Annotated in this window: 16 protein-coding genes; 10 read left to right on the top strand and 6 right to left on the bottom strand. The window is 58.0% G+C overall.

Annotation, left to right across the window (positions count from 1 at the left end; all coding sequences use genetic code 11):
* The first annotated feature begins 2 nt into the window (after positions 1-2).
* The 3 genes from ACOQFT_RS21695 (at position 3) to ACOQFT_RS21685 (ending at position 3818) form a co-directional block, all read left to right on the top strand.
* A complete protein-coding gene (locus tag ACOQFT_RS21695) occupies positions 3-1889 on the top strand; it encodes an AMP-dependent synthetase/ligase (RefSeq protein WP_421599905.1) in 1887 nt (628 codons plus the stop codon).
* Between the two features lie 24 nt (positions 1890-1913).
* Entirely contained in the window at positions 1914-3074 is a 1161-nt protein-coding gene (locus ACOQFT_RS21690; RefSeq protein ID WP_421599904.1) for an ABC transporter substrate-binding protein, read from the top strand.
* 87 nt (positions 3075-3161) lie between these two features.
* Positions 3162-3818, top strand: coding sequence for a YrbL family protein (locus ACOQFT_RS21685; protein ID WP_421599903.1), 657 nt, complete (start codon positions 3162-3164; stop codon positions 3816-3818).
* Between the two features lie 98 nt (positions 3819-3916).
* On the opposite strand, the gene rpsI is transcribed toward ACOQFT_RS21685, so the two are convergent.
* From rpsI to ACOQFT_RS21670, 3 genes are all read right to left on the bottom strand, one after another.
* Positions 3917-4402, bottom strand: a complete 486-nt coding sequence (gene rpsI / locus ACOQFT_RS21680; RefSeq protein WP_058271904.1) for a 30S ribosomal protein S9 — start codon at positions 4400-4402, stop codon at positions 3917-3919.
* 5 nt (positions 4403-4407) lie between these two features.
* Positions 4408-4866, bottom strand: a complete 459-nt coding sequence (gene rplM / locus ACOQFT_RS21675; protein WP_421599902.1) for a 50S ribosomal protein L13 — start codon at positions 4864-4866, stop codon at positions 4408-4410.
* Positions 4867-5029: 163 nt separating this feature from the next.
* Positions 5030-6433 carry a PLP-dependent aminotransferase family protein gene (locus tag ACOQFT_RS21670; RefSeq protein ID WP_421599901.1) on the bottom strand — a complete coding sequence of 468 codons (1404 nt, stop codon included), beginning with the start codon at positions 6431-6433 and terminating at the stop codon, positions 5030-5032.
* Between the two features lie 99 nt (positions 6434-6532).
* Here ACOQFT_RS21670 and ACOQFT_RS21665 point away from each other — a divergent pair, with 99 nt between their 5' ends.
* Positions 6533-6760: a DUF1127 domain-containing protein gene (locus ACOQFT_RS21665; RefSeq protein ID WP_421599900.1), complete on the top strand. Its 228-nt coding sequence runs from the start codon at positions 6533-6535 to the stop codon at positions 6758-6760.
* Between the two features lie 56 nt (positions 6761-6816).
* Here ACOQFT_RS21665 and ACOQFT_RS21660 read toward each other — a convergent pair whose 3' ends face one another.
* Positions 6817-7260 carry a PaaI family thioesterase gene (locus tag ACOQFT_RS21660; protein ID WP_421599899.1) on the bottom strand — a complete coding sequence of 148 codons (444 nt, stop codon included), beginning with the start codon at positions 7258-7260 and terminating at the stop codon, positions 6817-6819.
* Positions 7261-7318: 58 nt separating this feature from the next.
* On the opposite strand from ACOQFT_RS21660, the gene ACOQFT_RS21655 reads away from it, so the two are divergent.
* From ACOQFT_RS21655 to gluQRS, 4 genes are all read left to right on the top strand, one after another.
* A complete protein-coding gene (locus ACOQFT_RS21655; RefSeq protein WP_421599898.1) occupies positions 7319-8104 on the top strand; it encodes an enoyl-CoA hydratase in 786 nt (261 codons plus the stop codon).
* 251 nt (positions 8105-8355) lie between these two features.
* The gene (trmFO, locus tag ACOQFT_RS21650) at positions 8356-9696 is read left to right on the top strand and encodes a methylenetetrahydrofolate--tRNA-(uracil(54)-C(5))-methyltransferase (FADH(2)-oxidizing) TrmFO (protein ID WP_421599897.1); all 1341 of its coding nucleotides are present in this window, start codon (positions 8356-8358) and stop codon (positions 9694-9696) included.
* Between the two features lie 37 nt (positions 9697-9733).
* Positions 9734-10348 carry a class I SAM-dependent DNA methyltransferase gene (locus ACOQFT_RS21645; RefSeq protein ID WP_421599896.1) on the top strand — a complete coding sequence of 205 codons (615 nt, stop codon included), beginning with the start codon at positions 9734-9736 and terminating at the stop codon, positions 10346-10348.
* A complete protein-coding gene (gene gluQRS / locus ACOQFT_RS21640) occupies positions 10345-11238 on the top strand; it encodes a tRNA glutamyl-Q(34) synthetase GluQRS (protein ID WP_421599895.1) in 894 nt (297 codons plus the stop codon). Before ACOQFT_RS21645 ends, gluQRS begins: the two co-directional genes overlap by 4 nt.
* A gap of 5 nt (positions 11239-11243) precedes the next feature.
* On the opposite strand, the gene hisI is transcribed toward gluQRS, so the two are convergent.
* Positions 11244-11633, bottom strand: coding sequence for a phosphoribosyl-AMP cyclohydrolase (gene hisI / locus ACOQFT_RS21635; protein WP_421599894.1), 390 nt, complete (start codon positions 11631-11633; stop codon positions 11244-11246).
* A 48-nt stretch (positions 11634-11681) separates the two neighbouring features.
* On the opposite strand from hisI, the gene ACOQFT_RS21630 reads away from it, so the two are divergent.
* Both ACOQFT_RS21630 and ACOQFT_RS21625 read left to right on the top strand, forming a co-directional pair.
* A complete protein-coding gene (locus ACOQFT_RS21630; RefSeq protein WP_421599893.1) occupies positions 11682-12134 on the top strand; it encodes an iron-sulfur cluster assembly scaffold protein in 453 nt (150 codons plus the stop codon).
* Positions 12135-12193: 59 nt separating this feature from the next.
* On the top strand, positions 12194-12832 hold the full coding sequence (locus ACOQFT_RS21625; protein ID WP_421599892.1) for a MarC family protein: 639 nt from the start codon (positions 12194-12196) through the stop codon (positions 12830-12832).
* Between the two features lie 184 nt (positions 12833-13016).
* Here the strand turns inward: ACOQFT_RS21625 and ACOQFT_RS21620 are convergent, their stop codons facing one another.
* Positions 13017-13139: a hypothetical protein gene (locus ACOQFT_RS21620; RefSeq protein ID WP_421599891.1), complete on the bottom strand. Its 123-nt coding sequence runs from the start codon at positions 13137-13139 to the stop codon at positions 13017-13019.
* Positions 13140-13230: the final 91 nt, after the last annotated feature.

Genomic DNA, 13230 nt, shown 5'->3' with positions numbered 1-13230 from the left:
GGTTGAATATCAGCACCCTGCCCCCTCAGACCAATATCAACGGCGTCTGGTTCAACGCTGCCGCCGGTCAGCGGCCGGTGCGTGTGGACGAATGTACCACCGTCACCCAGCTGTTTCAGAAACGCTGTGCCGCGCTGGGGGATCGCACTGCGCATCGTGAAAAGGACCTTGGGATCTGGCGGTCCTATTCATGGACTGACTACTGGCAGCACGCCAAGTGGATCGGGCTGGCCTTGCGCAAGCTGGGCTTGAAACGGGGCGAGGTCGTCTCGATCCTGTCCGAAGACCGCAAGGAATGGGCCTGGTTCGACATGGGCATTCAGGCCGTCGGCGGTATCGCGTCGGGCGTCTACACAACGGACTCGGCCCACCAGTTGAGCTATCTGATCAATGACAGCGACAGCCGGTTCCTGATCGTCGAAAACGAAGAGCAGCTGGACAAGTATCTTGAGGTTGAGGCCGAGGTGCCAAATCTGCTGAACGTCATCATTCTTGTGGATGAGGGTCTGCACGACTTGGCCCACCCCCGCTGCATGATGATCGACGACCTGTATAAGCTGGGCCAACAGGCCGAGGCGGAAGATCCGTCGCGGTTCGAGGCCGAACTGGCGCTGGCATCCCCTCAGGACACGGCGCTGCTGATCTACACTTCGGGCACCACCGGAAAGCCCAAGGGTGCTATGCTGAGCCACGAGAACATTCTGGCCGCCATCGAAAGCGGCGCCCGCGCCCTGCCCGTCTTTGAAACCGACGAACAGCTTTGTTTCCTGCCGCTGTGCCATATCCTGGAACGCGCGGTTTCAATCTATTTCCCGCTGGCCGCCAAGTGCGTCGTCAATTTCGCCGAAAGCCCCGAGACCGTATTCGCCAATCTGCAGGAGGTCTCGCCCACCACCTTCATCGCCGTGCCGCGCGTGTGGGAGAAGATCTATTCCCAAGTGCAGGTCATGGCACAAGACGCCACCCCGACAGGTCGGGCGGCGTACCGGATGGCGCTGAAGGTCGGGCTTGCCCGTGCCGAATATCTGTGCGCAGGTCAGCCCGTACCGACCAGCATTTCGGCGCGCTACTGGCTGTGGGATCGGCTGGTGCTGCGCAACCTGCGGCGGATGTTGGGAATGGACAAATTGCGCCGGGGCGGCAGCGGTGCGGCGCCGATTTCACCCGATCTGCTGAAATGGTATTGGGCCATCGGTGTGCCGCTGGTCGAAGGGTTCGGGATGACCGAAACCTCGGGTATTGCCACGATAAACAGCGTTGAGACAAACAAGATCGGCACCGTTGGTCAGGCCATTGCCAGCAATGACATTCGTATCTCGGACGAAGGTGAAATCCAGCTGAAAGGCCTGAATATCTTTCAAGGCTATTGGCGCAACAACGCCAAAACCGCCGAGACCTTCACCGCCGATGGATGGCTTCGGACCGGCGATCTTGGGCATATCGACGATCAGGGCTTTGTCACCATCACCGGACGGCTGAAAGACATCATCATTACCGCAGGCGGCAAAAACATCACCCCGGCCGAGATCGAAAGCCGGTTGAAGTTCAGCCCCTATATCTCGGACGCGGTGATCATCGGGGATGCCCGGAAATACCTGACCGCGCTGATCATGATCGATCAGGAAAACGTCGAGAAATACGCACAGGATCAGAAAATCCCGTTCTCGAACTTCGCCTCGCTCTGCGCGGCGCCTGAGGTCAGGGAACAGATCGGGGTCGAAGTCGCTGCGGTCAACAAGGAATTCGCCCGTGTGGAGCAGATCAAGGATTTCCGCCTGATCGACGTACTGCTGACCGCAGATGACGACGAACTGACCGCGACGATGAAGCTGAAACGCAGCTTCGTGGAACAGAAACACGCCCATCTTATTGAAGACATGTATAAATAAGGGAATTCACAGAGAGGAGAAATCATGACCAAAGGGATCAAAGGCTTGGCCGCTGCGGCCGTTTTGGCGGTGTCCGCGACCTTGGCCTCGGCGCAGACGCAGGGCGTTACAGATGATGAGATCGTCATCGGCTCGGTCAACGATCTGAGCGGTATTTTCGCCGCTGTTGGCGTTCCGGCGACAATGGGCGCAAACGTGGTGTTTGACCGGGTCAACGCCGCGGGCGGCGTGCATGGCCGTGCCATCCGCTATGTGGTCGAAGACAACGGCTACCAGATGCCGCGCGCGATGCAGGGCTATAACAAGCTGCTGAACCGCGACCAGGTGTTTGCCATGCTGCAATCGCTGGGCACCCCGATGAACCTGGCCGGGTTCAAGCTGCTTGATCCCAAGGGCATTCCGAACGTTGCACCTCTGACGGCATCAAGCCAGATGCTGCAGGAGCCGATGAAGAACAAGTTTACCTCGTTTTCCACCTATTTTGACCAAAGCCGCATCGGCGTGAAATATCTGGCCGGTCAGTTCGGGGCGCAAAACGTCTGCACCATGTACCTGCCGACGGATTTCGGAGAGGAGATTCTGGAAGGCAGCAAGGCCGGTGCCGAAGAAGCCGGTGTCGCCTTCGTCGCCGAGACGACGCACAAACCGGATGAGACTGACTTTGTCGGCTCGCTGAGCAAGCTCAAGGAAGAAGGCTGTGATATCGTCACGATAGCGCTGGGTGTGCGTCAGGCGATTACGGTTGTGGGCACAGCCAAAAAGATGGGCCTGACAGATATGAAGTTCCTGGGCACCGCAGCAAGCTTTCTTACCGTCGTCGCACAGGTTCCCGGCGGAGTGACGGATGGATTCTATGCCGCCGCCTCATGGCAGGATCTGTGGGCGCGCGCCGACGACCCCGCCCCCGCCGCGTTTATCGAGGAATACAAGGCCGCAACCGGCGAAGACCCCGTCGGATTTTCAATGCTGGGCTATTCCGCCGCTGAAATGATGGTCAAGGCGCTGGAGGCCGCAGGACCCGATCTGACTCATGAAAGCTTTATCGCCGCCATGGAAAGTCTGGACTATGACGACGAACTGGTTGGAAACCGCCTGACCTATGGCCCGGAGGATCATCAGGGGGCCGACACCGTCTTTGTCAACGTGGTAGAGAACGGGGCTTGGAAACTGGTCTACGAAGAATAGCAACAGACGGAATTGCCCGCGCGTAGTAGGGTCTTGGATCGGCTCCAGCATGTTTTGTCGCGTCACAAAACTGTTATATTTGGTGACATGACTATCGCTCGAATCGAAAACGTACTGAAGCTGACCAACTGCGAGGTGATTGCGCAGGGCAATCGGCAATTTGTTTACCAACACCCTGACGCGCCGGATACGCTTCTGAAAATACCTCAGCCTGACACAATGGATGGGCAGGCCAACCTTTTGTCGGACACGTGGTTTGATCGAACTTTCCGCCGATCCACAGTTTTTAAAGGGTTCCTGCGCGAGTTTCACGAATCCTTTGATCTGATGGTTCGATACCAGAATAGCGATGACCCTATTCCGGTTTGCGAGGTTCGAGGCGTCGTTCAAACGGATATGGGCCTTGCGCTTATGTATGAACGGATTTCCGAACCGGATGGGCAGTTGTCACCCAGCCTGAAAGAACTGGCCAACAGCGGGCGCCTAACCCGTGAACATCTGACCGCATTGAACAAGCACTTTGACCAGTTGATCGAACAGCAGGTCCTGATCAGCAACAAGAACACCGGGAACATCGTGTACCAGACGTTTTCCGACGGATCAGCACGATGGGTTTGGATCGACAGTTTCGGCTGCAAGCAGCTCATTCCCGTCCGTCGCTGGTTCGGGTTTCTGAACAGACGCAAGATCGATCAGATCAGAGACAGATTCACCAAAGTCGCCGAGACGGCTTTGCGTCAATAGTCAGCCTTTAAAACAAGCTTTGCTGGTTGTTCTATGACCCTGCAAAGTAAAACGGCCGCAATTTCTTGCGACCGTTTGAAACATGCATTCCGCAGCGATTAACGCTTCGAGAACTGGAACGAACGACGCGCTTTGCGCTTACCGTATTTCTTACGTTCCACAACGCGGCTGTCGCGGGTCAGGAAGCCAGCAGCTTTCAGGGCACCACGCAGGCTGGGATCGTACAGCTGCAGCGCTTTCGAGATGCCGTGCTTGACCGCACCGGCCTGACCGGTCAGGCCACCGCCCTTGACGGTTGCAACAACGTCGAATTCACCTTCGACACCAGCAACCTGGAACGGCTGGCGCAGGATCAGCTGCAGAACGGGACGGGCAAAGTACTTGTCCTGATCCTTGCCGTTCACGGTGACCTTGCCGGAACCCGGCTTGATCCAAACGCGGGCAACAGCGTCTTTACGCTTGCCGGTGGCGTAGGAACGGCCCAGCTCGTCACGTACGGGTTCACGTACGATGACTTCTTCGGCCACAACCTCAACGCCTGCAACGGCGCTCAGCTCTTCGAGAGTATTGATCTGATCAGCCATCGTCATTAGCTCCGGGTGTTTTTCTTGTTCATGGATTTAACGTCCAGAACTTCGGGCGCTTGCGCCTCATGGGGATGCTCGGCACCGGCATAAACGCGCAGGTTGGTCATAACCTGACGCGACAGGCGGTTGCCCGGCAACATGCGCTTGACCGCTTGGGTCACGACGCGCTCGGGGTGTGCACCGTCCAGAATCTGCTGCTTGGTGCGCGACTTGATGCCGCCCGGGTGGCCAGTGTGCCAGTAGAAGTTCTCTTCGCGCTTCTTGCCGGTCATCTGAATTTTGTCAGCGTTGATCACGATGACGTTGTCGCCCATGTCCATATTCGGGGTGAACGACGCTTTGTGCTTGCCACGCAGGCGCATGGCGACGATCGAGGCAAGACGGCCCAGAACAACGCCTTCGGCGTCGATCAGGATCCATTTCTTGTCGATGTCTGCAGGTGTTGCAGAAAAGGTTTTCATGGCAGGATAGTCCTGTTTGATGTGAAAGACCGCCCCAAGACAGAGCGGCCCGAATTCGATGGAGCGTATTTAGAGGTGTGTGTTGCGCAGGTCAACAACAGTAAGTGCTTTTAAATTGTGTGATTTCAATGAGTTAAAAAATAGGTATTATTTTACCCCAAATTCAGACGCTGATTTGCTCGGGCGGATTGTCCAGCAACCTGCGCAACCGCTGCATTGCGTCCTCAAACCGTTCCAGCGACACGTGCCCGTTCATCGCAATACGCACGGCATTTGGGGCCCGTCCGTCACGCAGAGCAAACTCATCAGCGGACCGCAACTGTATCCCTTCCCGCTCGGCCGCACGTGTGAACGAACCGGCACGCCAGCCGGATGGAAGGTTAAGCCAGACAAAGGGCACATCCGGCGCCCAGTTGAGGTCGAACCCACCCAACGCATTCACCGCCACACGGACGTAATCGCCCATCCGAACGCGCACATCCCTGGCGATCTGACGGGTCCGGGGATCGGACAGCAATAACCGGGTCAGTTCTGCCAGAGGCTGAGCCAGCCCGAAATACCCGTATTCCGCGGACCGTCGCAGATCCCCGCTTCGCTCTCGGGGGGCGATGGCAAACCCAACCCGCAGCGATGGCGTCAGGATTTTTGAGATCGAGGATACATGCCACCCCCGTTCGGGCGCCAACGCCCGATAGCTGGGCTCGCGCGCGTCACCCATGCGATAACAGTCGTCCTCGATGATCTGCAGGTCAAAACGCCGGGCGACCGAAACGATCTCTTTCCGGCGTTCCAATGGCGTGTGCAAGCCGGTCGGGTTCTGCACTTCGGGTGAAACACAAACGGCCTGCGCTGCTGTTTGGCGCAGCACATGCTCCATTGCCATGGGGTCGATCCCCCACTTATCCATCTTCACGCCGACCACATCGGCGCGCATCAATTCCCCGGCGCGGCGGAACCCGGCGTATGAGAGGTCTTCGACCAGAACCACAGGCTTGGCTCCGCGCAGAATGGTCTGAAAGACCAGACACAACCCGTTCTGTCCGCCATGTGTCAGTACAATGTCGTCATGGGACACTGCACCCAGCGGCAGATCCGACAGCCACTCAACCACCGCTTGCCGCATGGGTTGATAGGCGTCGCGGGTCGGATAGTTCAGAAACAACCCCGGATCAGCTTGCGACACCTTTTGCAGGCATTCGCGGATCAGAGACACCTGCCCCATATCCGCCAACCGTGGGCTGAACAGGCTGACATTGGCGTTGTATTTGTCATCACGCAGATGCAGTTGCCTGGCCCAAACATCATCCAGAATGGGCGATTTCGGAGGGGCCACAAATGTACCACGCCCGACCTCAGCTTGTAGCAATCCCTCATCGGTCAGAATCGTATAAGCCCGCGCAACCGTGCCCGGTGTGATTTGTAAACGATACGCCAGTTCACGCACCGGAGGCAGCTTCGCACCAACCTCGAGAAGCTTGTTTTCAATGGCTTTTCGGATCGTATCAGCAACCAGAGAGTATTTCGGCCCTTTGGATTTCGGCAGCGCCTCTGGCCAAATTGTATCCATTACAATTCTTCCTTTGATTTTGACACAATCCTGAATGTATCAATCGATTATACCGAACAAGCATACTTTGTGTCAATACAATTTGAAAGGATATCCACTATGACACGCGCAATGCACAACCCCGCCCTCATGCTGCTGAACGACAGTCCCCGGCTGCCGCTGATCGCCGCGCTGGCCGTGCGGTTTGCGGCGGCAGTGACAAAGTGGGAACGCCAACGCCGCAGCCGGGTCAATTTGTCCAATCTGGATGACAGGCTTCTGAAAGATGTCGGCCTGACCAGATATCAGGCCCGCAGTGAATACACCCGCTATTTCTGGCAGGATTAAAGATTCCCCAGTCCCTTGACGGGACCTCTTCCTGGCCGGGCTCTGCCCGGCCTTCTTTATCCGAAAGCAGCGGCTGCAGACCCCTCGGGCGGCAGCGAATACGTCATCGTGGCCCGCGCAACGGGCTTATCAGAGCCTTCCGAGAACATCAGAACATCGCCAACCGCCAGGCTGCGGCCCAGTTTCAGCAGGCGACAATGGGCGATCATGTCCTTGCCGCCCTCGGGTTTGCGTAGAAAATCCAATGAGCTGTTGGTGGTTACCGCCAAAGATTGGCGCCCCTTGCGGGCCAGAACCAAAGCATAGACACAAACATCCGCCAGCCCGAACATGGACGGCCCCGACACGGTTCCGCCGGGACGCAGATGCCTGTCTTCGACAATCAGCCGCATGACAATCGAGTCCTCTGTCAGGTCCTCGACCACAAAATCCCGGTGCACCTGAGGAAAGATCTGCCCCATGTACTCCATCAGGTCTTCCCGGCCCATTGCCAACGCCATACTTCCCCTCCTCGACTTGCCGACCTAGAGTTGGCCCGACATCAGATCGGAGGGCAAGATGGCAATTCTGGAACGTAACGACACTGGCGCGGTCGCGACCCTTAAAATGAACGCGCCCGAGCGCCTGAATGCCCTCAGCGACGAGATGCTGGCCGCGCTGCAAACCGAGTTCGACGCGCTGCGGGATGACAGCTCGATTCGCGCGGTGATCCTGTCGGGTGAAGGTAAGGCGTTTTGTGCGGGTCATGATCTGAAGCAGATGACGGCCGGGCGTCAGTCCGAGGATGGCGGCAAGGCCTATTTCCAGGACCTGTTCTCCAGATGCGCGCAGATGATGCTGTCGATTCAGTCCCTGCCCCAACCCGTCATCGCGCAGGTTCACGGAATTGCCACGGCGGCAGGGTGCCAACTGGTCGCCACCTGCGATCTGGCGGTTGCGGCCGAGGGCACCCGGTTTGGCGTCAACGGGGTGAATATCGGGCTGTTCTGCTCGACGCCGATGGTTGCGCTCAGTCGGAACATCCCGCGCAAGCGCGCGTTCGAGATGTTGACGACCGGCGATTTCATTTCGGCGGAAAAAGCGGTTGAACTGGGGCTGGTCAACCGTGTGGTGCCTGACTTGTTGCTGGAACATGAAACGGCGACCCTTACAGATCAGCTTGCGGACAAGCTGGGATCAGCCGTGAAGATCGGCAAACAGGCGTTCTACGCGCAGTTGGATATGTCGATTGAAGAGGCCTACGCCTATACCGGAGAGGTAATGGCGCAGAATATGCTGCACCGGGATACCGAAGAAGGGATATCCGCATTTATCGAAAAAAGACCGCCAAATTGGCATCAATAAGGCGATTGTTGTCAACATTTTTAAAGACTGTCGTCATTTTTGCACTTTTCAAAAAGGCGACACTGTGGCAAAGCTGGGTCAGAGCGTATGCTCTGGAGACACTTTTGGGTCGCCGTGGGCGGAAGGTCCCTCCAAGCTGGTTTCTCTCACCAGCGTCGACATTCCCGCAGCGGTGACCCCAAAATCCCCTTAAATCATAAACGATGCGCCTCGTGTTGCGTTGAGCGGTGCTGTGCCCTATGTGGCAGCGCATGACACAGAAATTGCATATCGTGGGCGGCGGCATGGCCGGGTCCGAGGCCGCGTGGCAGGCGGCGGAAATGGGCGTGGATGTTGTGATCCACGAAATGCGACCCAAAGTGGGCACCTTTGCGCACCAGACCGGCAACCTGGCCGAGATGGTGTGTTCGAACTCGTTCCGGTCGGATGATGACGAACAGAACGCGGTTGGTCTGCTGCATTGGGAAATGCGCCAGGCCAACGGGCTGATCATGACAACTGCCGATGCGCACCGCCTGCCCGCCGGTGGCGCGCTGGCCGTGGACCGCGATCCCTTTGCCGAAGCGGTTACCGAAAAGTTGCGCTCACATCCCCGGATTGAGGTTACAGGCGAAGAGGTGACCTCCCTGCCCGATGACGGCCACTGGATCTTTGCCACTGGCCCCCTGACCTCGGCCACGCTGGGTGAGGCAATTCGGATCGAGACCGGCGCCGAGTCGCTGGCTTTCTTCGACGCCATTGCGCCCATTGTGTACGCCGACAGCATCGACATGAGCAAAGCCTGGATGCAATCGCGCTATGACAAGGGCGAGACCGAGGAAGAACGCACCGCCTATCTGAACTGTCCGATGGACCGCGATCAGTATGAGGCGTTCATCGATGCCCTGCTGGGCGCTGACAAAACCGAGTTCCACGAGGGTGAATCCGCCGGCTATTTCGACGGCTGCCTGCCGATCGAGGTGATGTCGGAGCGCGGACGCGAAACCTTGCGCCACGGGCCGATGAAACCGGTTGGCCTGACCAACCCGCATCAGCCGGACGTGAAACCTCATGCGGTGGTGCAGTTGCGCCGGGACAATGCCCTTGGAACACTGTTCAACATCGTGGGCTTTCAGACCAAGATGAAATACGGCGCACAGACCGACGTGTTCCGTATGATCCCTGGTTTGGAAAACGCCAGCTTCGCACGTTTGGGCGGCATTCATCGCAACACGTTCATCAACTCGCCCACCCTGCTGGATTCGCAGATGCGTCTGAAATCCAAACCGAATATCCGGTTCGCCGGACAGATTACCGGGGTTGAAGGCTATGTCGAAAGCGCTGCCATGGGGCTTCTGGCCGGTCGTCTGGCCGCGGCTGAAATACTGGGCCGATCGCTGCCCGAAGTCCCGCAGGACAGTGCCATGGGAGCCCTGATCCACCACATCACCGGCGGGGCCGAGGCCAAGACCTTTCAGCCCATGAACGTCAATTTCGGCCTTTTCCGCCCCGTTGACGGATTAAAAGGCGGACGCCGGGGCCGCAAGGACCGTTACAAGGCCTATACCGATCGGGCCAAGGCCGAATGGACAAACTGGCTGGTGCATTGCTGACTGGACGCACCCCGGCCTGACGTCCTAACATCCGTGTATGAGCGACAATAAAATCAAAGAAAGCTATGGTTTAGAAACGCCCGAGGCCTCACGCGCGCATTATCAGAAATGGGCCTCTTCCTATGATGCCGAAGTCGGTGCGCACGGTTACGCGACCCCCGCTCGCGTGGCCGAGGCGCTCTGGTCCAAAATGCCCGAACCCCAGACGCCCGTTCTGGACTATGGATGCGGAACCGGCCTGTCAGGCGAAGCCCTGCACGCCGCCGGTTTTCAGGTGATAGACGGTGTCGATCCGACCCCCCAAATGTTGGAGGGGGCCGAGGCCAAGGGTATCTATCGCAAGCTCTCTACGTTCGAGATCACGGACCCGAACCCGTTGGAGGAAGGGGCCTACAAGGCTATCGCCGCCATCGGCGTGATCAGTGTCGGCACGGCACCGCCCGAGGTGTTTGACATGCTGATGCGCGCCCTGCCCCAAAATGGATTGCTGGCTTTTTCCTTTAACGATCATACGCTTGCGGATAAGTCCTATACCGTTCGGCTGAATGACTGGCTGGATATGGGGGCCGCGCGGCTTCTGTTCCGGGAATATGGTCCCCACTTGCCGGGCATGGACCTGAAATCTGACGTATATGTAGTTGAAAAAGCGTGACATTTAAAACCCGTTTCGCGCCATCGCCCACTGGCCCTCTTCACTTGGGTCATGCCTATTCGGCGATGCTGGCCCATGATCTAGCCAAGGTTGAGAGCGGACAGTTCCTGCTGAGGATCGAGGATATCGACCGCTCGCGGTCGCGGTCCCATTGGGAAGATCAAATCTATGAGGATTTGCGGTGGCTGGGCCTTTTCTGGCCAGAACCCGTGATGCGGCAATCCGACCGCCTGGCCGCGTACGGAACGGCGTTGGACAATCTGTGGTCGCGCGGGTTGCTGTACCCCTGCACCTGTAACCGCAAGGATATCGCCGCTGCCGCCAGTGCGCCGCAGGAAGGCACGCCGCTGCACGGGCCAGACGGGATTATCTATCCCGGTAGGTGCCGGGCGAAATGGCTGCCGAGCTTGGCACAAGACCCGCGCCCCAAGGACGTACCGCTGCGCCTGGATGTGGCTGCGGCTGGCCAACTGCTTCTGACCTGCGGGCAATCCGACACCGTCGTGGGATCGTTTCAGGAAGATGGCGCTGGACCCAATGGCGAGGCCGGCGCCATCACGTTTACTCTGGATGAACTGACGAAAACCATTGGCGATGTGGTGTTGTCCCGGCGCGATATGGGGACGTCCTATCATCTGTCGGTGGTTTTGGACGATGCCGCGCAAGGCATCACCCATGTGATACGCGGTCAGGACCTGTTCGAGGCAACACGCATTCACGTCGTCTTGCAAGCCCTGCTTGGTCTTCAGACACCACATTACCTGCATCACCGGCTGATCCGGGATGACGCAGGTAAACGCCTGGCAAAACGAGACGACGCGCGGGCGATCTCGAAATATCGGGCCGAGGGGGCCTCACCTGCCGACATTCGGTCAATGGTTGGCCTGTGACCGGGTCACTCCATCGGTGACATCAGCTCAACCTCGTTCCCGTCACGAACGGCCGTGTAAAAGCAGGTGCGTCGGTTGGTGTGGCACGCGGCACCGGTCTGGCGCACCAGAACCAGCAGGCAATCGCGGTCGCAATCAAGGCGGAAATCAACCAATTCCTGCACATGGCCCGAGGTCTCACCCTTGATCCAGAACGACTGGCGAGACCGCGACCAATAAGTGACACGTCCGGTTTCCAGCGTTTTCTCAATGGCTTGGACATTCATCCAGGCCATCATCAACACCTCGCCCGAGCTTTCATCCTGAGCGATGGCCGGGATCAGACCGGCCTCGTTGAACTTCAGTGCAGAGGGGTCAAACGTGACAGTAGCGGACATAAGAAAAACCTTTTGCATCCCGGTGGATGCTCACTATGTATGGGGAACAGACAACGAGGGAAAGCCATGTCCGGCGAGAACGATCTGATAAAGCTCTATTCCGGCCGCATTCTGGCGCTGGCCGCGGACATTCCGCATCTGGACCGGCTTGACGCCCCCGACGCCACCGTTAAAAAGCGGTCGCCCTTGTGCGGCTCGACGGTGACCGTGGATGTGAAAATGCAGGACGGCAAGGTCACGGAATACGGGCAGGACGTGAAAGCATGCGCGCTGGGTCAGGCCTCGGCCTCGGTTGTCGGCAATGCCATTGTCGGGGCGACACGGGCGCAGGTGGAAACCGCACGCGACCAGTTGTCGGCCATGCTGAAGAAAGATGGCCCGACGCCCGTTGCACCCTTTGACGGTCTCGAAGTGCTGATGCCTGCGCGGGACTATAAGAACCGCCATGCCTCGATCCTGCTGGCGCTGGAAGCCGCGGCCGAGGCTATGGAGCAAGCCGAACAGGCCAATTGCGCCTGAACGTAGCTTTCTGCCGCAAACCCGTCTAACCTAAGCAGAAATTTGGGGGAGAGACTGGTTTGAACAATCTGCTTGAGCATTTCGTTACCCTTTGGGTCGTTATCGATCCAATTGGCACCATCCCCGTTTTCATCGCGGTCACGGCCACCCTGACCGCGTCTGCGCGCCGCAAAACCGCTCTGTTGGCCGCTCTGGTCAGCGCCGGCGTTCTCCTGTTCTTTCTGATTTTTGGTCAATTGCTAATCGAGGCACTGGATATCGGCCTGAACTCGTTTCAGGTCGCGGGCGGTATCATTCTGTTTCTCTTCGCGCTGACGATGATCTTTGGCGAAAGCAAGCAGGTCGTCGAACAACACGAAGCCGAGGAAGAGCTGGAAAGGCCGTCGCAACGACCCAACCCGGCCATCTTTCCTCTGGCAGTTCCCTCCCTTGCCTCCCCGGGAGCGATGTTGGCCATTGTCATCCTGACCGACAACAATCGGTACAGTGCCGCAGATCAGGGCATTACGGCCTTGGTGATGCTGTCTGTGGTGCTGATCGCCTTTGTTTTGATGCTGCTGGCAGACCCGATTATTCGCCTTATTCGGTATTCGGGTGCCGCCATCATCAGCCGTGTCATGGGGATGATCCTGGCTTCGGTCGCGGTCAATTCCGTGCTGTCGGCAATGATTGAGATCATCAAAACGGGTGAACTTTAAAAAAAACCGCCGCGCCTTCCGGGCGGAAAGGGCGGCGGCAGGTTGTGCGTGTCTCGTGTGGGGTCCGGATAGCCGCGCAGGGCCGAGGCAGGCCCTTCAAGGGAATTGGGACAGGCAGGTCACCCTTGACTGAAATGGGGATGACAGCGCGGTATGAGCGGCACGAGATCGCAGGCAGAAAGGGTCAGAATGTGCCCGGCAGGTGAAGAGCGACCATCAGCATAACGACCAAAGACACGGCCCCCACAGCATCCTGCACCAATGTCGATTGCGAGCGGCTAATGGCGGTCTTGATCTGGGTCAGCATGGTCTCACCTCCGGTCAGAGCTTTAATCCTTTGTTGACCTTTTGTTCTCATATTTTACCGAGTCGGTAAAGAACTTTTTGAGAACATTTGT

Origin of the sequence: Ruegeria sp. MALMAid1280 (assembly GCF_049195285.1) — a bacterium.
GTDB lineage: Bacteria > Pseudomonadota > Alphaproteobacteria > Rhodobacterales > Rhodobacteraceae > Ruegeria.
Note: the sequence above shows the minus strand (reverse complement) of the source record. Positions and strands in the feature narration are given on the sequence as shown.